Here is a 22,078-nt window from a genome sequence, read left to right on the forward strand (position 1 = left end):
GCAGATCATTTTGGAGGTATTGGGTGAGCGCTATCGGCAAATTTATTCCTAAATCAGGTGCGGAATGTCGGTTATATACCCGCACACTTGGAATTATTTGAGTCTCTAAAAATGAGGGGATCTCTGAGGTTCTTCTCCTATTGCCTTCCCAAGAAACGGTACAACGATGTTGATGATCACAACAAATACGAAATAGAAAGGGAGCCGGTTAGGCTCCCTTTGGTACGCTGATATCATTATGGCTGAGGCGGATACGCAGCCGTATCATTCACGGCCAAGGGCATTTGGCCAGTGCGCCCCTTATCGATTGGTCGCGGCCTTCATCCCTTCCGCAAACTCTTTCAGACGGGTGAGCATATGCTCCGGGTTCTTGTGGTGGGTCTCGATGATCTTCACCACGGCGGAGCCGGAGATGGCACCGGCGGCACCGGCGGCAATGGCTTCACGCACCTGAGCCGGTTCACTGATGCCAAAGCCGAGCAGGGCGGGGGGGGCCTTGAACTCGCGCAGGGTGTTGATGAGGCCATCCACCGGCATGCCGGCCTTGGTCTCGGCACCGGTCACACCGGCGCGGCTCACCAGATAGGTGTAACCGCTGCCAAGTTCCGCCACCTGTTTCAGGGTCTCGGCGTCGCCGTTGGGCGGGGCGATAAAGATGCTGTCGATACCGAACTTGTCGGCCGCCGCCTTGTAGGGGGCGCACATCTGCACCGGCACGTCGGCGACCAGCACCGAATCCACGCCCGCCTGCTGGCACTTCTCGTAGAAGCCGTCGATGTGTCGCACATAGACGAGGTTGGCGTAGACCAGCAGGCCAATGGGGAGCTGCGGGTACTTGGCACGGATGCGGGTGAGCAGGCCGAAGCAGTCGTCCGGGGTGGTGTGGCTGGCAAAGGCACGCAGGGCGGCACCCTGTATGGTGGGGCCGTCCGCCACCGGATCGGAGAAGGGAATGCCGAGCTCCAGGGCGTCGGCGCCCCCTTCGACCAGGGCATCGACGATGGCCAGGGACAATTCGGGGGTGGGATCACCCAGCATCACGAAGGGCACGAAGGCGCCCTGATTGGCCTTGTCCAGACGGGAGAAGAGTTGTGCGTAACGGTTCATGACAAGGTTCCTTCTTTCTCGAAAATGTCGGCAACGGTGAAGATGTCTTTGTCGCCACGGCCGGAGAGGTTGACGATGAGCACCTGCTCTTTTTCCGGTTCACTGCGTGCCATCTTGAGGGCGTGGGCCAGGGCATGGGAGGACTCCAGCGCCGGTATGATCCCTTCTGATTTGGCCAGCTCCTGGAAGGCGTCCAGCGCCTCCTTGTCGGTGACGGAGACATACTCGGCGCGGCCGATGGAGGCCAGGTGGGCGTGCTGGGGGCCGACGGAGGGGAAGTCCAGCCCCGCCGAGACGGAGTAGGACTCCTGAATCTGCCCCTGCTTGTCCTGCATCAGGTAGGAGTGCATGCCAAAGAAGACCCCCTTGCTGCCGTGACCGAGCGGTGCACCGTGCTCGCCGCTCTCGATGCCGTGACCACCGGGCTCGACCCCGATAAGGCGCACCGACGGCTCATCGATGAAGTCGGCAAACATGCCGATGGCATTGGAGCCGCCGCCGACGCAGGCGATCACGGCGTCGGGCAGGCGCTCCTCCTTCTCGAAGCACTGGGCCTTGGCCTCTTCCCCGATCATCTTCTGGAACTCCCGCACGATTGTGGGGAAGGGGTGGGGGCCGGCGGCGGTGCCGAGCAGGTAGTGGGCGCTGTCGTAGTTGGCAGCCCAGTCACGCAGCGCCTCGTTGCAGGCATCCTTCAGGGTGGATGAGCCGGAGTGCACAGGTATCACTGTGGCCCCCATCAACTTCATGCGAAACACGTTCGGCTTCTGGCGCTCGCAATCCTTGGCCCCCATATAGACCCGGCACTTGAGGCCGAGCAGGGCGCAGGCCAGGGCAGTGGCGACGCCGTGCTGGCCGGCGCCGGTCTCGGCGATGATCTCGCTCTTGCCCATGCGCTTGGCGAGCAGGGCCTGGCCCAGCACCTGGTTGGTCTTGTGGGCGCCGCCGTGCAGCAGATCTTCACGCTTGAGGTAAAGCCGGGTCTTGGTTCCCTTGGTCAGATTGCGGGTGAGAGTCAAGGGCGTCGGGCGCCCGGCATACTCGGTCAAGAGTTCCCCAAACTCGGCAACGAAGGCCGGGTCATCCTTGGCATCGACGAAGGCCTTCTCCAGCTGGAGCAGGGCGGGGATGAGGATCTGGGGTACATACATACCACCAAATTCACCGAAAAACGGATTGAGCAGGGTCATACATTATTCCTTGTGCTTATAGGCAAACGCAGTTCATTAATTTGGTACATGTCACTAGAGGGTTCGCAGAGCGGCAAAGGCCGCCGCCATCTTGTGCGCATCCTTCTGGCCCGGGGCACTCTCCACCCCGGAGTTGAAATCGAGGCCCACACAGCCCACCTGGGCGGCCTGCAGGGCGTTGTCGGGGTTGAGCCCCCCCGCCAGCATCAGCCTGGCTTTATCGAGATTGGCCAGCAGGGCCCAGTCGAACGCCTGGCCGGTGCCGCCACTCTGGCTGCCCACTTTCGTATCCAGCAGCAGGCGATCCACCTGGTAGTCGAGGGCGGGCAGGGGCTCGCCACTTGTGACTCCAACCGCTTTCCAGATCTGGCAGCCTGCCGGCAGCAGCGCGCGCAGTGCCTCGACATAGGCGGCATCTTCATCCCCGTGCAGTTGCACGGCGGCGAGCCCCAGCGCATCCACCGTCTTGGCGATGGTGGCGGGCTGGGCATTGCGAAACACCCCGACGTAAGAGAGCGGCGCACCCGCCATCACGGCGCGGGCGGCGGGAATGTCCACGTAGCGCGGGCTTTTCGCCACAAAGATAAGGCCGCCGAACACGGCGCCCGCCTGATGGGCGGCGGCGGCGTGCTCGGGACGAGTCAGGCCGCACACCTTGTTCTGGCCGAGCACGAGCTTGCGCACCGCGGCCTCCAGATCCGGCTCCGCCATGAGGGAAGAGCCCACCAGGAAGCCCTTGGCGTGGTGGCGCAGGGCCGCCACCTGGGCGCGGTGGTTGATGCCGGATTCGCTGATCACCACCCGATCCCCCGGGATCCTGGCCGCCAGCTGCCGGGTGCGGGCGAGATCGACGCTCAAATCCCGCAGATCCCGGTTGTTGATGCCAATCACCGGGGCGCCGAGGTCGATGGCGCGGGTCAGCTCCTCCTCGTTGCTCACCTCGGTGAGCACTCCGAGGCCCAATTCTTTCGCCACTTTGAACAGGGCGCGATACCCCTCGTCGGTGAGCACGGAGAGCATCAGGAGGATGGCGTCCGCCTGATAGTGGCGGGCCAGATAGACCTGATAGGGGTCAATCATGAAGTCCTTGCAGAGCACCGGCTGCTGGACGCGGCCCCGTACCCGGGGCAGGAAGGCGAAATCCCCCTGGAAGAACTTCTCGTCCGTCAGCACCGAGATGGCGGTGGCGTAGTGGCCATAGATGTCGGCGATGGCCTCCGGGCTGAAGTCGTTGCGGATCAAGCCCTTGGAGGGGGAGGCCTTCTTGCACTCCAGAATGAAGCGGGTGGAGCCTTGGCGCAGATCCCCCTCGAAGTCCCGATCGCTCGGGGTCAGCGCGTCCTGGAAGCTCGCCAGGGGCTGGCTCTCCTTGCGGGCGGCGACCCACTCCTGCTTGGCCGCCACGATCTTGCCGAGAATGGTCTGGCTGATGGAGGCCATGTTCAGAAAGGCGTGGGGAGCAATGACATCTGACATCTCGTTATCCTTGCGAAGCTGGCTGTTGCCCGTCGGGCGTTCTGGGTGAGTGCCCCTGGGGCACGCTGTGGTGGTGGCTGACATCATGCCTCCTGATGGCTCAGGGTGGCGAGATCCCGGGCGAGGAGGGCGGCCTGGCCGCTTGCCAGCACCGCCAGCACCCGGGCGGCGGCCTGCCTAAAGTCCGGGGCCTCGCCCGCCATGACCAGGAGCGGCGCCACGTTGGCGGCGATGGCGGCGTTGTGGGCCGGGCTGCCGCGTCCTTCCAGGATGGCGGCGGTGATGGCGCGGTTCTCCTCGGGCTCACCGCCCTGGATGGCGCTGACCGGGTAGGTGTCGAGGCCAAAGTCCGCCGGGGTGAGCAAGTACTCGCGAATTTCGCCGTCACGGATTTCCGCCACCTGGGTCGGGCCGTGGATGGCAATCTCGTCGAGACCGGCGCCGTGCACCACCATACCGGTTTTCAGGCCGAGTGCCAGCAGGGTTTCGGCGATGGGGCGCACCAGCTCGGGGGCATAGACCCCCATCAGCTGGAAGCTGGGACGAGCGGGGTTGATGAGCGGCCCCAGCACGTTGAACAGGGTGCGGGTCTTGAGGGCCTGGCGCACCGGCATGGCATGGCGCACCCCGGCGTGGTACTGGGGGGCGAACAGGAAGCAGACCCCGAGCTCGTCCAGGCAGCGGCGGGCCTGGGTCGGGCTCATGTCGAGCTTGATGCCCATTTTATCGAGCAGATCGCTCGACCCCGACTTGCTCGAGACCGAGCGGTTGCCGTGCTTGGCCACTTTCAGGCCGCAGGCGGCGGCCACCAGGGCCGAGGTGGTGGAGACGTTGATGGTGTTGAGGCCGTCCCCTCCGGTGCCGACGATGTCGCAGAAGGCATAGTCCGGGCGCGGGAAGTCGCGGGTTTCGGCCAACAGCGCCTCGGCGGCGCCGGCGATCTCCTCCGGGGTCTCCCCCTTGATCTTGAGAGCGGTCAAAAGGCTCGCGAGCACGATGGGATCCACTTCACCACGAACCACCTGGCCGAAGGCGTCGCGGGCGGCGTCGCGGGTGAGAGACTGACCCTGATAGAGGGTGTTGAGATGTTGATGCATGGTCTCTTCCTTACCGCACGTGGCTTTCTGGACGGGTGACATGGGCGAGGGCCTGGGTGAGCAGGCGGGCCCCTTCGCTGGTCATGATGGATTCCGGGTGGAACTGGAAGCCCAGCACCCGCTCGTCACGCTGCTCGATGGCCATGGGCATGCCCTGATAGTGGGCAATCACCTGCAACTCTTGTGGCACATAGGTGGCCACCAGGGAGTGGTAGCGGGCCACCGGCAAGGGGCTCGGCAGCCCCGCGAAGGCGCCATGGCCGTTGTGCTCGATGAGGGAGCGCTTGCCGTGGACGATTTCCCCCGCCGCCCCGACGGTGCCGCCGTAGGCTTCGCACAGGGCCTGATGACCGAGGCAGATGCCGAGGATGGGCACCCGGCCCCGGGCCAGCTTGATGAGGTCGATGAGGCAGCCCGCCTCATGGGGCGCGCCCGGCCCCGGGGAGAGCACCAGGACGGCGTCCCCTTCGCAGGCGTCGATCTCACTCATGATGCGGCTCGCCTGCAGGCTGTTGCGGTAGATGCGCACCGGGTAGCCCAGGGTGCGGAACTGGTCGACGAGGTTGTAGGTAAACGAGTCGAAGTTGTCGAGCAGGAAGATGTTAGTCATGGCTCACGTCCTTGTGTTGTTCCTGCTGGGCGCTGAGGGCCTGCAGGGAGGTGCCATGGCTGGCAGCGATGGCGGCCAGCACGGCCGCCGCCTTGGCACGGGTCTCGTCCGCCTCGGCCTGGGGTTTGGAGTCATAGACCACCCCGGCGCCGGCCTGGACATGGGCTACCCCCTCTTTCACGAAGGCGGAGCGGATGACGATGCAGGTGTCCATCTCCCCCGCGCCGTTCAGGTAACCCACGGCGCCGCCGTAGCTGCCGCGACGCTTGCCTTCCACCATGCGGATAAGCTCGCTGGCGCGCAGCTTGGGGGCACCGGTCAGGGTGCCCATGTTCATGCAGGCCTGGTAGGCGTGCAGGGCGTCAAGGTCGGCGCGAAGGGTGCCCACCACCCGGGAGACCAGGTGCATGACGTGGCTGTAGCGATCCACTTTCAGCAGATCCTTGACGTAGCGGGTACCGGGGGCGGAGATGCGGGCGATGTCGTTGCGACCCAGATCCACCAGCATCAGGTGCTCGGCCACCTCTTTCTCGTCCTGGCGCAGCTCCAGCTCGATGCGGCCGTCCAGATCCAGGTTGATGCTGCCGTCCGGGTTGAGGCCACGGCGGCGGGTGCCGGCGATGGGGTACATCTCCACCTGGCGGCTGTTGGCGCAGAACTTGACCGCGCTCTCGGGGGAGGCGCCAAACAGGGTGAAGCCCTCGTCCTGCACGTAGAACATGTAGGGGCTGGGGTTGGTCTGCTTGAGGCGGCGATAGGCGGCGACGGGATCCGGGCAGGGGAGGGAGAAGCTGCGGGACGGCACCACCTGGAAGATGTCACCACGGCGGATGAAGCCCTTGAGCTTCTCGACCTCGGCGCAGAACTGCTTGTCCCCCTTGTCGACGGCCAGGACGCCGGTCAGCGGCGCCGAGCCCTGCGGCGCAGGCAGCGGCTGCTGACAGGCCTGCTTGAAGGACTCGAGGCGAGCGGTCAGGCGGGCGTAGCGCGCGTCCAGCTGCTCATCCTCTTCGCCGCCGAACAGGCAGGCCAGCAACTGGGTACTCTGCTTGATGTGGTCGATGGTGATCAGGGTCTCGGCCACATAGAAGCAGTAGTCAGGGCAGTCGTTGCTCCCCTCTGGCACCTCGGGCAAGTCTTCAAAGGAGGCGATGAGGTCGTAGGCGAAGCTGCCCGCCATGAAGAGGGCCTCTTTGCCCTGCTGGCATTGCAGCTCCCGCTGCAGGGTGCGCAGCACGTCCAGCACGCTGCTGCCCTTGAGGCGGCTGTCTTCGTCAAGCTCCCGATCGGACGCCGGGAAGTCGAGGTGCAGCTCGTCCGCCACCTGGGTCTGGGTGATGACGGCGGGCAGGCGCTGCTCCAGCAGGCGCAGCAGGGCGGCGCCGTTGTCGCCGAGGGGGCGCACCTGCACGGCGCGGCCGCGGCACTCGATGCGCAGGCAGGCATCCACCAGCAGCAGGCTCTGGGTACCGGCCTTGGAGTCGATCTCCACCGATTCGAGCAGCAGGTTGTTGGGTCTGTCCTGGCAGAGTCGGGTATAGAGTGCCAGGGGGTCTGTCACATAGGGGGCATTGAGCCGGATGGTATCGAATTCGCCCAGGGGCAAACGGGTCTTGTTGCCTGTCATAATGCCTTCCCTTGCATGTGTTGTGTGTCACCGATGGTCATGGCGCTGTCTCTCTTGAAAATGGGTCGGGTTCGGGTCACGTCAGCGAGTTCGCCATCGCCATGTCAGTGTGCTTCTCTGAATTGTCGGTTTCATCACAGGTCCATTTGCCGGATAATAAAAAAGCCCGCTGGGGTCAGCGGGCTTTTTCTTTGGGTTCTTAACTTGCTGTCAGATTACAGGTACAGCAACGACCACACGCCCGCATGTCAGGGAGTGTGCCACCACCAGATGGTCAGGATGGAAGTCGCTTGCATGAGATTGAGTCCTGTAAAAAGATGTTTGCAATGAAGTGCCTACAGAAAACGATAAAGCCGCGGCCAAGTCAAGTCGCTTTTTTGCCGGCCTTTTCCAGGCAGGTCCCAAACAAGAGCGAAACACGCCGATGAGATTCGATCTGCATTGCCACACCACCGCCTCGGACGGGGTGCTGAGCCCCGCCGACCTGGTGCGCCGCGCCGCCGAAAAAGGGGTGGAGGTGTTAGCGGTCACTGACCACGATACCCTCGACGGGCTTGAGGAGGTGCGCCAGACCATCTCGGCCGACCAGTTGCCACTGCGCCTGGTGAGCGGGGTGGAGATCTCCACCGGGTGGGAGCATCACGAGATCCACATCGTGGCCCTCGGGGTGGACGAGAAAAATCCCCAGTTGCTCGCCTTTCTGGCAGGGCAGCGGGCTCGCCGGGAGGCGCGCGCCGAGGAAATCGGGCGTCGTCTGGAGAAGTGCCTCATCCCGGGCACCTATGAAGAGGCCAAGCAGCTTGCCGGTGACGCTGCCGTGACCCGGGCCCACTTTGCCCGGGTGCTGGTGGCGCGCGGGGTGGCCGACAATATGCAGAAGGTGTTCAAGAAGTACCTGAGCCGGGGCAACAAGGGCTATGTGCCCGCGGAGTGGCCTGGGATGGGGGAGGCCATCGAGGCCATCCACGCCGCAGGCGGGCTGGCGGTGTTGGCCCACCCGAGCCGCTACAATCTCACCGCCAAGTGGATCAAGCGGTTGCTGGTGGCCTTCAAGTCCGTCGGGGGGGATGCCATGGAGGTCTCCCTGCCCCAGCAGAGCCCCCAGGAGCGGGCGAATCTCGGCCAGTGGGCCAGGGAGCACGATCTCTATATTTCGGTGGGGTCCGATTTTCACTTCCCCTCCAACTGGACCGAGCTTGGCCGCCACCTCTGGCTCCCCAAGGAGGGGATGCCGCTGTGGCTCGGTCACCCCGGTCATTTCGGGCTCACCCCCGAGGAGCATGCGGGCCTGCTGGCCAGCCGCTGACCCCACGGGCCGGCATCTTTGATGCAGGCGAGTCTGCGTCAAACAGGTTAAGGTAGTGTCATGGGCCAAGGGGCCCTTGACCATGAAGCGGGCAACGAGCGTGCCCCCTATCGCGAGAAGAGCATATGAGTCAGCATTTTTACGTACATCCCGACAATCCCCAGGTTCGCCTCATCAGCCAGGCGGTGCAGATCCTGCAAAACGGCGGCGTCATCGTCTATCCCACCGACTCCGGCTACGCCCTGGGCTGCCAGATGGGCAACAAGGATGCTTTGGAGCGCATCTGCCGCATCCGTCGCATCGAGCCGAACCACGACTTCACCCTGGTGTGCCGTGATCTCTCGGAGATCTCCACCTATGCCAAGGTGGACAACACCGCCTTCCGGCTGGTCAAGAACAACACCCCCGGACCCTACACCTTCATCTTCAAGGCCACCAAGGAGGTGCCGCGTCGCCTCATGAACGAGAAGAAGAAGACCATCGGCATCCGGGTCCCGGCCAACAACATCGCGCTGGCCTTGCTCGAGGCCCTCGGTGAGCCGCTGCTCTCCACCACCCTGATCCTGCCGGGCTCCGAGATGGCGGAGTTCGACCCCGAGGAGATCGCCGACAAGCTCGGCAAGCAGCTGGATCTGGTGGTCAACGGCGGGTATCTGGGCGAGCAGCCCACCACTGTGGTGGACTTCTCCGACGACGAGCCTGTGCTGCGTCGCCGCGGTGCCGGGGATCCGACGCCGTTTGAGTGATCTTGCCGACCCCGTGCCCGCGCTGACAACCCCCGCGGGCACGACGGGGGAGGCTTCCCTTCCCCCGCCTATCGCCACCGTGCTGGGGCAGCCCTACCATGAGCTGCCCCAGGACTTGTTCATCCCCCCCGATGCGCTGGAGGTGTTTCTCGACACCTTCGAGGGGCCGCTGGATCTCTTGCTCTACCTCATCCGGCGCCAGCAGCTCGACATCCTCAACCTGCCCATCCTGCAGATCACCGCCCAGTACATGGAGTACGTGGATCTGATGCAGGGTCTCAACCTCGAGCTGGCGGCGGAATACCTGCTGATGGCGGCCTGGCTCGCGGAGATAAAGTCCCGCCTGCTGCTACCCAAGGCCCCGGAGCTGGAAGACGAGGAGGAGGGAGAAGACCCTCGCGTCACCCTCATTCGTCGCCTGCAGGAGTACGAGCGCTACAAGCTGGGGGCGGAGCGGGTCAATGCCCTGCCGAGGGTGGAGCGGGAGATCTTCGTCGCCGCCGCCATGGCGCCGGATTTTGGTGCCTTGAAGCCATTGGCGCCCGATGTTTCTCTGGTTGAACTCGCCCTTTACATGCAAAGTGTGGTAAAACGCGCGACTCATTTTGAACATCACCAGATCCGCCGCGAGCAGATCCCGACCCGGGTACGGATGGCGGAGATCCTCGCCATGCTCTCCCTGGGCCAGACCCTGCGCCTGGAGCAGGTGCTGCGAGCCGAGGAGGGGCGCATGGGGGTGCTGGTGACCTTCCTGGCCCTGCTGGAGCTGTGCAAGGAACAATTGATCTGGATCTTGCAGGCAGAGCCTCTGGGCCCCATCCATTTTGCCCTGGCGAGTCAGGGGAAGGGGGAGGAGCATGAGCATCTACACTGAGCGAGGGGCGGCGCCAGGGGCGTGGACCCGGGAGGTCCACCGTGGCGCTGCCTGCTGAACGATTGAAGACCCTGATCGAGGCGGCGATCTTCGTGGCGGGGCGTCCCCTCACGGTGAGCGAAATCAAGGGCAGCGTGCTCTCGGACTACCCGGTCACCGGCCGCTATGTCCAGCTGCTGCTGGCAGAGCTCAGACAGGATTACAGCGAGCGGGGGGTCGAGCTCAAAGAGGTGGCCTCCGGCTGGCGTTTCCAGGCCCGCCAGGAGTATGCCGAGGAGCTGTCGCGCCTGTGGAGCGAGCGGGCTCCCCGTTATTCCCGCGCCGTGATGGAGACGCTGACGCTGATTGCCTATCGTCAGCCCATCACCCGGGCGGAGATAGAAGCCATCCGCGGGGTGGCGGTGTCGAGCCAGATCGTCAACACCCTCAAGGAGCGTGGCTGGGTGCGCAGCATCGGCCACAAGGAGGTGGCGGGTCGCCCCGAGCTGCTCGCCACCACCCGTGAATTTCTGGACTATTTCAACCTGCAGAGTCTGGAGCAGCTCCCCGAGCTGGATCCCGAGCTGCAGGCCCCCTTGTCGCTCATGCCGGGCGAGGGCGGTGACGGTCAGCCTCTGGCAGGCCGTGCTGAGCATGAACATGGTGGGGAGGCCAACGGGGCCGTCCCACAAGAGCCAAGGTTGTCCGCGATGTCGGCGGGCAGCGATCAACAATCAGGTAAACCCGATGAGTGAAAAACTGCAAAAAGTATTGGCCCGCGCGGGTCAAGGCTCCCGTCGTGAGATGGAGGCCCTGATCACCGCAGGTCGGGTCAGCGTGGATGGCAAGGTCGCCACGCTGGGGGATCGCGTCGAAGTGAACGCCGTGATCCGGGTGGATGGCCACCAGGTCAAGACCCGCGCCGCAGAGGAAGTGATCTGCCGCGTGCTGGCCTACCACAAGCCCGAAGGGGAGATGTGCACCCGCCACGATCCGGAAGGACGTCCCACCGTGTTTGATCGTCTGCCCAAGATGGATGGTGCCCGCTGGATTGCGGTGGGTCGTCTCGACGTCAACACCTCAGGTCTCTTGCTGTTCACCACCGACGGTGAGCTGGCGAACCGCCTGATGCACCCGAGCCACGAAGTGGAGCGGGAATACGCGGTGCGGGTCTTTGGCGAGATCACCGAAGCCATGCTGCAGCGCCTGCGCAAGGGCGTGCAGCTGGAAGACGGCATGGCCAAGTTCAACAAGATCAAGCCGGCCGGCGGTGAAGGGCTGAACCAGTGGTTCAACGTCACCCTGACCGAGGGCCGCAACCGGGAAGTGCGCCGCCTGTGGGAATCCCAGGAAGTGCAGGTGAGCCGCCTGATGCGTATCCGCTACGGCGACGTCAAGCTGGATCGCGGCATCCCCCGCGGCGGCTGGCAGGAGCTGAAGTTGCCCGAGGTGAACTACCTGCGCGGCCTGGTCAACCTGCCCAACGAGACCGAATCCAAGGTCGATCTGCAGCAGGATGGCAAGAGCACCCGCCACAAGCAGGCCGCCCAGATCCGTCGCGCCGTGAAGCGCCACAAGGAGATGCAGGGCAAGGAGCCGCGCGCCCGTGCCACCACCGCCCGTCGCAAGCCGACATCCTCCACCCGCAATTCCGGCACCGGCAGCAAGTAAGCCGCCGCCACGGGCCGCTCGCCCCCGACACGCCACAAGCCCGCACCCCAAGGTGCGGGCTTTTTTGTTTTCTGCTCCTGCCGGGCTCCTTGAGACTGAATCGCACAGGGGAGAGAAAGGGCCAGACAAGCTCCTCCCCCTTTTGAAGGGGGAGGCTGGGAGGGGGTGAGTAGTTGTTATGCTGACAGGGGTCATAGTCGGAGGAATACTGTCATGAACGAGAAGCCAGTGCGTGTTTTCAACCGCGAGGCCACGCTGGATAAACGGCGTGAACAGCGAAACAATCCAACAGAGCCTGAACGGCGATTGTGGCAGGCGCTTCGGGCTGGGCAACTCGGAGTCAAGTTTCGCCGTCAGCAAGGTATAGGCCCATACATTGCGGATTTTTACTGCCCCGGGCGGTTGTTGGTCATTGAGGTTGATGGCGACAGCCATTTCGACATGCGGGGTTTGCGTCATGACAAGCGACGGGATGCCTACATGGCGGCCCTGTCGCTGACGGTACTGAGATTTAGCAACAGGGAGGTGATGGAAAATCTATCCGGGGTGGTTGTCTCTATTCGGGCATGGCTTGATCGCGTCTGACCCCACCCCAGCCCTCCCCTTGCCAGGGGAGGGGGCCAGAGTGCCCTCTGTACGGGCTGGAAAGCGTCATAGACTTCCCTTTTTTGAAGGGGAGGTGGTTGCAGACGGGGATGTGCATCAGGATGGTTGCCCTGTCGGGACGGGCTTGTTAGCCTTTCGCGCACAAAGACAGGAGAAACCAATGAGCAAGGTACTGGATGAGCTGCTGGCGTTGCTGGCGCTCGAAAAGATCGAGGAGGGCCTGTTTCGGGGCCAGAGCCAGGATCTCGGGTTGCGATCCGTGTTTGGCGGACAGGTGATGGGGCAGGCCTTGTCAGCCGCCAAGCAGACGGTGGCAAGCGACCGCCAGGTCCACAGTTTCCACTCCTACTTTCTGCGCCCCGGGGATGCCAACAAGCCCATCGTCTACGACGTGGAGAACATCCGCGACGGCCAGACCGTCTCCACCCGCCGGGTCAAGGCCATCCAGAATGGCAAGCCCATCTTCTACCTCAACGCCTCCTTCCAGGTGGAGGCCGAGGGCTTCGAGCATCAGGCGAAGATGCCGGCCGGCATCACGCCCCCCGAGCAGCTCAAGAGCGAGCTGGAGCTGGTGCGTCCCTACGAGCAGATGATCCCGGCGGCCCTGCGGGACAAGATCCTGTGTGAGAAGCCCATCGAAATTCGCCCGGTGACCCTGGTGGACCCCATTCGCCCGGATGTTCACGAGCCCCTTCGCTACACCTGGTTCAAGGCCAATGGCCCGGTGCCGGACGATCAGCGGGTCCACAACTACCTGCTGGCCTATGCTTCCGACTTCCACTTCCTGTTCGCCGCTCTGCAGCCCCACGGGGTCTCCTACTGGGAGCCGGACATGCAGGTGGCCACCATCGATCACTCCATGTGGTTCCACCGGGAGTTCCGGCTGGACGACTGGCTGCTCTACGTGGTGGACAGCCCGAGCGCCAGCGGCGGTCGGGGTCTGGTGCGCGGCCAGTTCTTCACCCGGGATGGGGTATTGGTGGCGAGCACCATGCAGGAAGGGGTGATCCGTCGCCGGGGCTGAGACGCCCTCTTGCGCCAACGAAAAACGGGAGCCGATGGCTCCCGTTTTTTATTGCCTGCGCTATCAGGCTGCGTCCTGCTCGGTGCTGAGTGCTGGCTCGCCCCGGGCGAAGCGGTCGGCCCACAGGGCGATGACGCCGTCACCGGTGACGTTGCAGGCGGTGCCGAAGCTGTCCTGGGCCAGGTAGAGGGCGATCATCAGGGCGATGGAGGCCTCACCGAAGCCGAGCATGGAAGTGAGCAGGCCGAGCGCGGACATGACACCGCCACCCGGTGCGCCCGGCGCGGCAATCATGATGACGCCCAGCATCATGATGAAGGGCACCATGGTGCCGTAGCCCGGAATGGCCAGGTGTTCGGAGAGGAACATCACCGCCGTGGCGCAGGTCACCAGGGTGATGGTGGAGCCGCACAGGTGGATGGTGGCGCACAGGGGCACGGTGAAGTTGGCGATGCCGTCGCTCACGCCGTTGCGCTTGCTGGCTTGCAGGGCCACCGGAATGGTGGCGGCGCTGGACATGGTGCCAAGGGCGGTGAAGTAGGCGGGCAGCATGTTCTTGATGAGCATGACGGGGGAGCGCCCCTGAGCGAGGCCGGTGCCGACGAACAGGACGCAGAGCCAGATCCAGTGCATGACGATGGCCATCACCAGCACCACTCCGAAGGTCTTGAGGGTGGCGAAGACGGTGCCTTCCACCGTCATCTCGACGAAGACGCCGGCGATGTAGAAGGGGAGCAGGGGAATGATCACGCGTGCCAGCAGGCGGTCGATGATGTCACGGCCCTGATCGGCGACCCGGCGCAGGTCGGTGGCCTGGGTGGCACTGATGCCGATGCCGAACACGAAGGCGGCGGCCAGGGCCGACATCACCCCGAACAGGGGCGGGATCTCGAGGTTGATGTAGGAAGCGAGCTTGGTGGCAGCCTCGGCGGTGGGCTCGGCGGCCGTGGTCAGGTGCGGGATCAGGTGGCTCGCCACGGTGAAGGCGAACAGGCCCGCCAGTATGGTGGAGCAGTAGGAGAGCCCCACTGTCTTGCCCAGCAGCTTGCCGGAGTGCTTCGGCAGGCTGGCGATGCCGCTCATGATGAAGAAGAGGATGATGAGCGGGATGGTGAAGGTGATGAGCTGGCCTATCACCGTCTTGGCGGTGAACAGCACGCGGGCGACCCATTCGGGGGCATAGAGACCGAGCAGCAGGCCGGCGAGGATACCGGCAACCAGATTGAGAACGAGTTTCATGGGGGAATCCAGGTGTTGGTGTCTGATTTGTTATTTAATTTTGATTTTAATGCCGCTTTTTAACACAAACACCGCATCTTGTCTGCTTTATGGTGGTTAACTCAGGGTTAAATATTGTTAACGGGCTGAATGCCGTGAGGTGTCACTGTCCCCGGGGGGGGCGCGGATCAGCGCCGCACCAGCAAGGCGTGCAGCCAGGGGCCGTTCACTTCATCTTCCCCCACCCAGCCATGGTGCAGGGTGAAGGGGAGGGGAGCGATCAGGCGTCGCAGCCCCGCCTCGTCGAGCCGGGTCTGCAGGGGATATTCCCCCGACCGTGGCAGCGGTTCGCCCTTCCCGTGGGGGAAGGAGGCGTAGAGGGGGCCCCCGGCCTTGAGCAGGGTGGCCAGATGACCGAGCGCCGGGGCTATCTCGTGTTCGGGCAGACAGGGGAGGGCGCCGCTGGCCCAGATGCCGTCATAGGGAACGACGCTTTGCATCTGCTCAAAGCGGCAGACCCGCACCGGCTGGCCGCACAGGCGCGAGGCGGCGGCGGCCTGCGCCCGGCTCGCATCGAAGGCGGTCACGGTGAGGCCTTGCTGGCGAAAGAGGCGCAGATCCTCTCCTGCCCCGCAACCGGCCTCCAGCAGATGACGGCCGCTGCCCAGCAGGGCCAGGAAGGGGGCATGGGCGCCTGCCACGAGGGCGGGGCGAGGGGCGGCGTCGTGCGCCGGCGCGGGGGCGTGTGGCAAGGGTGTCGGGCTCATCGTGGTGGGGGGCGTTACTCTAGCAGGTTTGCCCCCGGCTGTTGAGCATTGGCGGGGGCGGCGCGTCTTGCAGACTCAGGGGTGGCGGCGAAGGGTGGGGCTCGCGATGAGGGTGAACAGGGTATCGAGGAGAAAGTCCGACTCCTCAATCAGATCGATGCGATCCGGGAAGTGCAGCCAGTTGATGATGTAGCCGTCCAGAGTGCAGTGGAGCAGGGTGGCGGCGCGGCGCAGATCCAGCCCCTCGGGCAGTTGGCCGCGACGCACGGCATTGGCCAGGGTGATCTCCAGATCCCGGAAGAAATTCATGGATTGCAGGTGCATGTGCTCGCGCATGACGGCGGCCTCTCCCTCCATGGATTCCAGATTGAACATGATGGTGAACATCTGCTGGTGGGCGGGCTCGGTGCTGATCTTGAGCATCACCTCCTTGAGAAAGCTGCGCAGCTTGCCCAGGGGATCCGGCTCCGCCTCGTCGACGCAGGCATCGAGCTGGTGGGAGAGGGGGGCACACAGCTCCTCCCACAGGGTGACGAACAGCTCTTCTTTATTCTTGAAGTGCCAGTAGATGGCGCCCCGGGTGAGGTCCGTCGCCTTGGCGATATCGGTCAGGCTGGTGCGTGCCAGCCCCTGTTGGCAGAAGAGATCCAGGGCCGTGCTCATGATGTTGCAGCGGGTTTGCTGCGCCTCTTCTTTGGTGCGTCTGGCCATTGACTCCGGTCCTGTTTAAAAGTGAAAAAAGTTTCTTACATACATTCATGAATGTATGTATATTGCCTCATCTTCGCCGTTTTACCAACAGGGGCCTTATAAACCCTGTGGTTTTGTCACTTCTTTTTGATTGAAACTGAGGTTCAGAGACTTGATGCATAAACATATTCTCGCACGTTCGGTTGGCCTTGCCTTGCTGGCAAGCGGCCTGCTGGCTGGCTGTGGTGACAAGGACGGGGCCCAGCAGGCCATGGGGGAGATGCCTCCCGCCGCCGTGGACGTGGTCACCCTCCATACGGCCCCCCTGCAACTGTTGTCCGAGCTCACCGGCCGCACCGCCCCCCTGCGGGTGGCCGAGGTGCGTCCCCAGGTGAACGGCATCATCCTCAAGCGCCTGTTCACCGAGGGGAGCGACGTCAAGGCCGGTCAGCTGCTCTATCAGATTGATCCCGCCGTCTATCAGGCCGAAGTGGCTTCCGCCAAGGCCAACCTCGCCAAGGCCGAGGCCAACGAGCGCAGCGCCCGCCTCAAGGCCCAGCGCTACGCCGAGCTGGTGAAGGTGAAAGCCATCAGCAGCCAGGAGTATGACGACGCCGACGCGGCCTGGAAACAGCAGCTGGCCGAGATCGGGGCCGCCAAGGCCGCATTGCAGACCGCCAACATCAACCTGGCTTACACCCGCATCACGGCCCCCATCAGCGGCCGCATCGGCAAGTCGGCGGTGACCGAGGGTGCCCTGGTGACCGCCCAGCAGGCGGACAGCCTCACCTCCATCTCCCAGCTCGATCCCATGTACGTGGACGTGCGCCAGTCCACCGCCGACCTGCTGCGCCTCAAGCGCCTGGTGGCCGAGGGCAAGCTGACCCAGGGGGAGAAGGACGGCGCCGGTGTCAGCTTCCAGCTGGAAGATGGCAGCCAGTATGGCGAGAAAGGAGCCCTCCAGTTCTCCGACGTGACCGTGGACGAGGCGACCGGCATGGTGACCCTGCGGGTGATCGTGCCCAACCCGGATCAACTGCTGCTGCCCGGCATGTTCATGCGCGCCACCTTGCAGGAGGGCGAGCGCCCGCAAGGCCTGCTGGTGCCCCAGACTGCCGTGACCCGTACCCCCAAGGGCGGTGCCACCGTCATGGTGGTGACGGCGGACAACAAGGTGGAGCTGCGTGAAGTGCAGGTCGGCCGCATGTCCGGCGACAGCTGGGTGGTGGAGTCCGGTCTCAAGGCTGGCGAGAAGGTGATCGTCGCCGGTCTGCAGAAAGTCAAACCCGGGGTCGTGGTGGCGCCCACTGAACGTGCCGGCAACAGCGCACAACAGACCCCGGCAACCAAGCAGTAGGATGGAGTAGTCGCCTCATGGCACGTTTTTTCATAGATAGACCCATTTTCGCCTGGGTGATCGCCCTGGTGATCATGCTGGCCGGGGCCATGGCCATCATCGGCCTGCCGGTGGCCCAGTACCCGACCATCGCCCCGCCGGCGGTTGGCATCTCCGCCAGCTACCCGGGGGCCTCCGCCAAGACGGTGGAAGACTCGGTGACCCAGATCATCGAGCAGAACATGACCGGGCTGGATCACCTGCTCTACATGTCGGCGCAATCGGACTCGTCAGGGAACGTCAGCGTGACCCTCACCTTCAAGCCGGGTACGGATCCCGACATCGCCCAGGTGCAGGTGCAAAACAAGCTGCAACAGGCCATGTCGCTCCTGCCCCAAGAGGTGCAGCAACAGGGCGTGCGGGTCCAGAAGACCTCCAGCAGCTTCCTGATGGTGGCCGCCTTCATCTCCACCGATGGCGCCATGACCAACGATGACCTGGCGGACTATGTGGTAGCCAACATCAAGGAGCCCCTGAGCCGTCTGGACGGGGTCGGTGACATCACCTTGTTCGGCAGCCAGTACTCCATGCGCGTCTGGCTCGATCCCCACAAGCTCAACCGGGTGCAGATGACCCCGGCCGACATTCAGGCCGCCATCAAGGCCCAGAACGCCCAGGTTGCCTTCGGCAAGCTGGGGGGGACCCCTGCGGTGAGCGATCAGCAATTTACCGCCACCATCATGGGCCAGACCCGGCTCTCCACCGTGGAGGAGTTCAACAACATCCTGCTGCGGGTGAACCAGGATGGCTCCAAGGTCCAGCTCAAGGACGTGGCCCGGGTCGAACTTGCCGGTGAAAACTACGACGCGACCGCGCTCTACAACGGCCAGGCCACCGCCGCCGTCGCCATCAAGCTGGCGACCGGTGCCAACGCCCTGGACACCGCCGAGCACGTGCGGACCAAGCTGGGTGAACTCTCCGAGTACTTCCCGGCCAACATGGAGATCGTCTATCCCTACGACACCACGCCGTTCGTGAAGATCTCCATCGAGGAGGTGGTGCAGACCCTGATCGAGGCGATCTTCCTGGTGTTCTGCGTCATGTATCTGTTCTTGCAGAACTTCCGGGCAACCCTGATTCCGACCATCGCGGTGCCCGTGGTCCTGCTCGGCACCTTCGGGGTGATGGCGGCCTTCGGCTTCTCCATCAACACCCTGACCATGTTCGGTCTGGTGCTCGCCATCGGCCTCTTGGTGGATGACGCCATCGTGGTGGTGGAGAACGTGGAGCGTCTGATGAGCGAGGAGGATCTCTCCCCCCTCGAGGCGACCCGCAAGTCCATGACCCAGATCACCGGCGCCCTGGTGGGCATCGCCCTGGTGCTGTCGGCGGTGTTCGTGCCCATGGCCTTCTTCGGTGGCTCTACCGGTGCCATCTATCGCCAGTTCTCCCTCACCATCGTCTCGGCCATGGTGCTCTCGGTGCTGGTGGCCCTGATCCTGACCCCGGCCCTGTGCGCCACCCTGCTCAAACCCATGAAGCACGGTGAATTCGGCGCCCAGCGCGGCTTCTTCGGCTGGTTCAACCGCTTCTTCGACACCAACGCCAACCGTTACCAGAACGGCGTGCGCAAGGTGATCAAGCAGGGCACCCGCTACGGCATCATCTATCTGGCCATGCTGGCGGTGCTGGCGGTGCTCTTCATGCGCATGCCCACCTCCTTCCTGCCGGAAGAGGATCAGGGGGTCATCATGTCCATGGTGCAGCTCCCGGTGGGGGCGACCAAGGAGCGGACCGAGGTGGTGCTCGGGGAGATGCGCGACTACTTCCTCGAGAACGAGAAGGAGAACGTGGACTCCGTGCTGACGGTGGCGGGCTTCAGCTTCGCCGGTAGCGGTCAGAACAGCGGCATGGCCTTCATCAAGCTCAAGGACTGGAGCGAGCGCAAGGGAGAAGAGCGCAGCGCCAATGCCATCATCGGCCGCGCCATGGGGTTCCTGTTCAGCATCAAGGAAGCCCAGGTCTTCGCCTTCAACCTGCCCCCCATTCCGGAACTCGGCACGGCCACCGGCTTCGACTTCTTCCTGCAGGACCGCGGCGGTCTGGGTCACGAGAAGCTGATGCAGGCGCGCAACCAGTTGCTCGGCATGGCGGCGCAGGATCCCAACCTGGTGCGGGTACGCCCGAACGGGATGGAAGACACGCCCCAGCTCGACATCAAGATCGATTACGAGAAGGCGCTGGCCCAGGGGCTCTCCATCACCGACATCAACAACACCCTGTCGGCAGCCTGGGGCTCCTCCTATGTGAACGACTTTGTCGACAGAGGCCGGGTCAAGAAGGTCTATCTGCAGGCGGATGCCCCTTTCCGGATGAACCCGGAAGATCTGAAGCTGTGGTACGTGCGCAACAGCGCGGGCCAGATGGTGCCCTTCTCCGCCTTTGCCAGCACAGAGTGGAGCTTCGGCTCGCCCCGTCTTGAGCGCTACAACGGTGTCTCCGCCATGGAGATCGTCGGTGAGGCGGCCCCGGGCAAGAGTACGGGTGATGCCATGGCGGCCATCGAGGAGATGGTCAAGCAGTTGCCGGAAGGGATCGGCATCGAGTGGACCGGCCTCTCCTTCCAGGAGCGTCAGGCAGGCTCCCAGGCGCCGGCCCTGTACGCCATCTCGCTCCTGGTGGTCTTCCTCTGTCTGGCGGCCCTCTACGAGAGCTGGAGCATTCCGTTCTCGGTCATGCTGGTGGTGCCGCTCGGGGTGCTGGGGGCCATTTTGGCCGCGACCCTGCGCGGGCTTGAGAATGACGTCTACTTCCAGGTGGGCCTGCTCACCACGATCGGGCTGTCGGCCAAGAACGCCATCCTCATCGTCGAGTTCGCCAAGGAGCTGCACGACAAGGGGATGAGGCTCGGGGATGCGGTGGTGGAGGCCTCGCGTCAGCGTCTGCGCCCCATCCTGATGACCTCGCTCGCCTTCATCCTGGGGGTACTGCCCCTGGTGATCAGCACCGGGGCGGGCGCCAGCAGCCGAAACGCCATCGGGACCGGCGTGATGGGGGGGATGATCAGTGCCACCGTGCTCGCCATCTTCTTCGTGCCGCTGTTCTTTGTGCTGGTGATGCGCTATTTCACCGAACGCAAGCATGCCGGGGAAGAGAGTGTCCACACCAAGGAGATCAACCATGACTAAGACCCTGATCGCCCTGGGCGTGACCCTGATGCTGGGGGGCTGCTCCATGGCCCCCGACTACCAGCGCCCCGAGCTGCCCCAAGGCGCCTCCTGGCAAGCTGACCTGGCCGCCAAGGGGGAACTCGCCCCCTGGCGCCAGCAGTTCCAGGACCCGGCCCTGCAGACGCTGATCGGCACCGCCCTTGAGAGCAACCGGGATCTGCGCCTGGCAGCCCTCAACGTCGAGGCCTACGAGGCGAAATACCGCATCCAGCGGGCTGCCCAGTTGCCGACCCTGGCCGCCAGTGGCAGCGGCACCCGCCAGCAGGGATCCGACGATCTCAGTAGTACGGGGCAGGGCACCATCAGCAGCCAGTACGGCGCCAACATCGGCATCACCGCCTATGAGCTGGATCTGTTTGGCCGGATCCAGAGCCTGAAAGATCAGGCCCTTGAGACCTATCTGGCGCAAATCGAGACCCAGCGCAGCACCCAGATTGCGCTGGTGGCCTCGGTGGCCAATGCCTACTTCACCCTGCTGGCGGATCAGGAGTTGCTGGCCCTGAGCCAGGCGACCCTCGCCACCGAGCAGGAGAGCTATGCCCTGACCGAGCACAAATACCGCCTGGGCGCCGCCTCCGAGATGGAGCTGGCCCAGGGGCGCACGGCACTGGAAAACGCCAAGGTCAGCCAGGCGCAATACCAGCGTCTGGTGAAGCAGGACAGAAACGGTCTGGCCCTGCTGCTTGGCACCGATATCCCGGTGCTGGCGGCACAACCGGCTACCCTGGCCGAGGTGAAACTGGCGCCGATCCCGGTGGGGGCTCCCTCCAGCCTGTTGCAGCAACGCCCGGACATCCTGGCGGCGGAGCACAACCTGAAGGCGGCCAACGCCAACATAGGGGCTGCCCGCGCCGCGTTCTTCCCGACCATCTCGCTCACCGCGACGGCGGGCACCGCCAGCAACCAGCTGAGTGGTCTGTTTGACGGCGGCACCGGCACCTGGACCTTCATGCCCCAGATCAATCTGCCCATCTTCGATGGCGGCAAGCGCGTTGCGGATCTGGACGTGGCCGAGGTGGGGACCAGGCAGGCGGTGGCCAGCTACGAGAAGAGCATCCAGAGCGCCTTCAAGGAGGTCGCGGACACCCTCGGTGCCCAGGCGGACTACGCGCAGCAGCTGCAGGCGCAGCAGGCACTGGTGGATGCCAACCAGACCTACTTCAGGCTGGCGGAGGTGCGTTACGAGCAAGGGGTGGACAGCTACCTGACCCGCCTCGATGCCCAGCGCTCCCTGTTCAGCGCCAAGCAGGGGCTCATCAGCACCCGGCTCGCCCAGCTGAGTAACCAGGTCGCCCTCTACAAGGCCGTCGGTGGCGGCTGGCAGGCGCCGAAGGACGCAGAGCCGGCATCAGACAAACAGGGTTGACCCCTCGGGGTTGACGTAAAAAGCATCAGGGGCGAACCACTAGGTTCGCCCCGTTTTTTTATCTGTTATGTCGAGAAGCCAAATCGAGGCAGGTGACAACGGCGCTCCCTGTCCGGGGCAGGGAGCGGGCAGAAGGAGCCCCACGTTCATGGGCGCCG

Annotated in this window: 19 protein-coding genes; 10 read left to right on the forward strand and 9 right to left on the reverse strand. The window is 64.2% G+C overall.

Features of this window, described 5'->3' with window-relative positions; translation table 11 throughout:
* Nucleotides 1-300: 300 nt before the first annotated feature.
* From trpA to OKB81_RS09010, 6 genes are read right to left on the reverse strand one after another with little or no spacing between them, the layout of a single operon-like run.
* Entirely contained in the window at nucleotides 301-1,107 is an 807-nt protein-coding gene (gene trpA / locus OKB81_RS08985; RefSeq protein ID WP_005323482.1) for a tryptophan synthase subunit alpha, read from the reverse strand.
* The gene (gene trpB, locus OKB81_RS08990) at nucleotides 1,104-2,297 is read right to left on the reverse strand and encodes a tryptophan synthase subunit beta (RefSeq protein WP_005323481.1); all 1,194 of its coding nucleotides are present in this window, start codon (nucleotides 2,295-2,297) and stop codon (nucleotides 1,104-1,106) included. The genes trpA and trpB overlap by 4 nt, the downstream gene beginning before the upstream one ends.
* A 54-nt stretch (nucleotides 2,298-2,351) precedes the next feature.
* Nucleotides 2,352-3,857: a bifunctional indole-3-glycerol-phosphate synthase TrpC/phosphoribosylanthranilate isomerase TrpF gene (gene trpCF / locus OKB81_RS08995; RefSeq protein ID WP_103859107.1), complete on the reverse strand. Its 1,506-nt coding sequence runs from the start codon at nucleotides 3,855-3,857 to the stop codon at nucleotides 2,352-2,354.
* Nucleotides 3,857-4,870 carry an anthranilate phosphoribosyltransferase gene (gene trpD / locus OKB81_RS09000; RefSeq protein ID WP_270805211.1) on the reverse strand — a complete coding sequence of 338 codons (1,014 nt, stop codon included), beginning with the start codon at nucleotides 4,868-4,870 and terminating at the stop codon, nucleotides 3,857-3,859. Before trpD ends, trpCF begins: the two co-directional genes overlap by 1 nt.
* A gap of 10 nt (nucleotides 4,871-4,880) precedes the next feature.
* Nucleotides 4,881-5,480, reverse strand: a complete 600-nt coding sequence (locus tag OKB81_RS09005; protein ID WP_069785302.1) for an aminodeoxychorismate/anthranilate synthase component II — start codon at nucleotides 5,478-5,480, stop codon at nucleotides 4,881-4,883.
* Nucleotides 5,473-7,107, reverse strand: coding sequence for an anthranilate synthase component 1 (locus OKB81_RS09010; RefSeq protein ID WP_270805212.1), 1,635 nt, complete (start codon nucleotides 7,105-7,107; stop codon nucleotides 5,473-5,475). Before OKB81_RS09010 ends, OKB81_RS09005 begins: the two co-directional genes overlap by 8 nt.
* Nucleotides 7,108-7,531: 424 nt before the next feature.
* Between OKB81_RS09010 and rnm the strand changes: the two genes are divergently transcribed.
* The 7 genes from rnm to tesB all read left to right on the forward strand — a co-directional run bounded on the left by rnm (nucleotide 7,532) and on the right by tesB (nucleotide 13,313).
* Nucleotides 7,532-8,413, forward strand: coding sequence for an RNase RNM (gene rnm, locus OKB81_RS09015; RefSeq protein ID WP_010673701.1), 882 nt, complete (start codon nucleotides 7,532-7,534; stop codon nucleotides 8,411-8,413).
* Nucleotides 8,414-8,538: 125 nt separating this feature from the next.
* Nucleotides 8,539-9,159, forward strand: a complete 621-nt coding sequence (locus tag OKB81_RS09020; protein ID WP_010673702.1) for an L-threonylcarbamoyladenylate synthase — start codon at nucleotides 8,539-8,541, stop codon at nucleotides 9,157-9,159.
* On the forward strand, nucleotides 9,152-10,033 hold the full coding sequence (locus OKB81_RS09025; RefSeq protein ID WP_010673703.1) for a segregation and condensation protein A: 882 nt from the start codon (nucleotides 9,152-9,154) through the stop codon (nucleotides 10,031-10,033). Before OKB81_RS09020 ends, OKB81_RS09025 begins: the two co-directional genes overlap by 8 nt.
* Before the next feature lie 41 nt (nucleotides 10,034-10,074).
* The gene (gene scpB, locus OKB81_RS09030; RefSeq protein WP_043155571.1) at nucleotides 10,075-10,767 is read left to right on the forward strand and encodes an SMC-Scp complex subunit ScpB; all 693 of its coding nucleotides are present in this window, start codon (nucleotides 10,075-10,077) and stop codon (nucleotides 10,765-10,767) included.
* Nucleotides 10,760-11,683 carry a 23S rRNA pseudouridine(2605) synthase RluB gene (rluB, locus tag OKB81_RS09035; RefSeq protein ID WP_039039190.1) on the forward strand — a complete coding sequence of 308 codons (924 nt, stop codon included), beginning with the start codon at nucleotides 10,760-10,762 and terminating at the stop codon, nucleotides 11,681-11,683. Before scpB ends, rluB begins: the two co-directional genes overlap by 8 nt.
* A 213-nt stretch (nucleotides 11,684-11,896) precedes the next feature.
* On the forward strand, nucleotides 11,897-12,268 hold the full coding sequence (locus OKB81_RS09040) for an endonuclease domain-containing protein (RefSeq protein ID WP_182957861.1): 372 nt from the start codon (nucleotides 11,897-11,899) through the stop codon (nucleotides 12,266-12,268).
* Nucleotides 12,269-12,449: 181 nt separating this feature from the next.
* On the forward strand, nucleotides 12,450-13,313 hold the full coding sequence (gene tesB, locus OKB81_RS09045; RefSeq protein ID WP_039039188.1) for an acyl-CoA thioesterase II: 864 nt from the start codon (nucleotides 12,450-12,452) through the stop codon (nucleotides 13,311-13,313).
* Between the two features lie 63 nt (nucleotides 13,314-13,376).
* On the opposite strand, the gene OKB81_RS09050 is transcribed toward tesB, so the two are convergent.
* From OKB81_RS09050 to OKB81_RS09060, 3 genes are all read right to left on the reverse strand, one after another.
* Complete coding sequence (locus tag OKB81_RS09050) at nucleotides 13,377-14,552, reverse strand: dicarboxylate/amino acid:cation symporter (protein ID WP_104454446.1); 1,176 nt, start codon at nucleotides 14,550-14,552, stop codon at nucleotides 13,377-13,379.
* A gap of 167 nt (nucleotides 14,553-14,719) precedes the next feature.
* Entirely contained in the window at nucleotides 14,720-15,283 is a 564-nt protein-coding gene (locus OKB81_RS09055) for a class I SAM-dependent methyltransferase (RefSeq protein ID WP_270805213.1), read from the reverse strand.
* 90 nt (nucleotides 15,284-15,373) lie between these two features.
* Complete coding sequence (locus OKB81_RS09060; protein WP_010673709.1) at nucleotides 15,374-16,009, reverse strand: TetR family transcriptional regulator; 636 nt, start codon at nucleotides 16,007-16,009, stop codon at nucleotides 15,374-15,376.
* 154 nt (nucleotides 16,010-16,163) lie between these two features.
* Between OKB81_RS09060 and OKB81_RS09065 the strand changes: the two genes are divergently transcribed.
* From OKB81_RS09065 to OKB81_RS09075, 3 genes are read left to right on the forward strand one after another with little or no spacing between them, the layout of a single operon-like run.
* Nucleotides 16,164-17,345 (forward strand): efflux RND transporter periplasmic adaptor subunit, encoded by a 1,182-nt coding sequence (locus OKB81_RS09065; protein ID WP_010673710.1) that lies wholly within the window; start codon nucleotides 16,164-16,166, stop codon nucleotides 17,343-17,345.
* A gap of 17 nt (nucleotides 17,346-17,362) precedes the next feature.
* A complete protein-coding gene (locus OKB81_RS09070; protein WP_041213203.1) occupies nucleotides 17,363-20,512 on the forward strand; it encodes an efflux RND transporter permease subunit in 3,150 nt (1,049 codons plus the stop codon).
* Entirely contained in the window at nucleotides 20,505-21,920 is a 1,416-nt protein-coding gene (locus OKB81_RS09075; RefSeq protein ID WP_119197470.1) for an efflux transporter outer membrane subunit, read from the forward strand. Before OKB81_RS09070 ends, OKB81_RS09075 begins: the two co-directional genes overlap by 8 nt.
* Nucleotides 21,921-22,078 lie beyond the last annotated feature (158 nt).

The organism is Aeromonas sp. QDB56 (assembly GCF_027705505.1).
Taxonomy (GTDB): Bacteria; Pseudomonadota; Gammaproteobacteria; order Enterobacterales; family Aeromonadaceae; genus Aeromonas; species Aeromonas caviae.